Raw genomic sequence first — 526 nt, forward strand, 5'->3', positions numbered from 1 at the left:
TTTGCTCCTGGACCTCATGGATATGCGCGCACACTGGTTCTCATTAGCGGATCGGCCCTTATGGCCATCAGGGTCACCAGAGCCCCAATGTGACGGCGCGACCGTTCTCCATCTCGTCTTCCTCTCGCAGACCTCGGCGAGCTCCAAGCGGCGAATGGTGCGGGGACGGGCCCTCAGCCTCAACCCAACACAGTCGCTGCTCGTGGTTCATAAGTCCGGTTCTGGCTCAACACATTCCAGGCGATGCGGGCCAGCTTGTTGGCCAGAGCCGCCGCCAGCACGTTGTGGTGCAGACGTGCGGACGCAGCTGTGAGCCATGCCCCGAAACTGAGCTGGCGCCACTTGGCTGGCCAGAGCAGCAGCACACGGGCGGCCTGGATCAACAAGGATCGCAAGTAGCTGTTGCCGCGCGTGGACAGGCGGCCCAGCACGGTTCTGTCTCTGGTGGAGATCTGACGCGGAACCAAGCCGAGCCAAGCTCCAAAGTCACGTCCCCGGCTGAAAGCGGCTCCGTTGCCGATGCTGG

The 526-nt window shown here is 63.1% G+C and carries 1 protein-coding gene; it reads right to left on the bottom strand.

Annotated elements, in window-relative coordinates; all coding sequences use genetic code 11:
- Positions 1-179 precede the first annotated feature (179 nt).
- Positions 180-526, bottom strand: a 347-nt coding sequence (locus tag ACYVOK_RS35610; RefSeq protein ID WP_460667024.1) for a transposase, incomplete at its 5' end; no start/stop codon positions are given.

The sequence above is a fragment of the Kribbella swartbergensis genome (genome assembly GCF_054784135.1).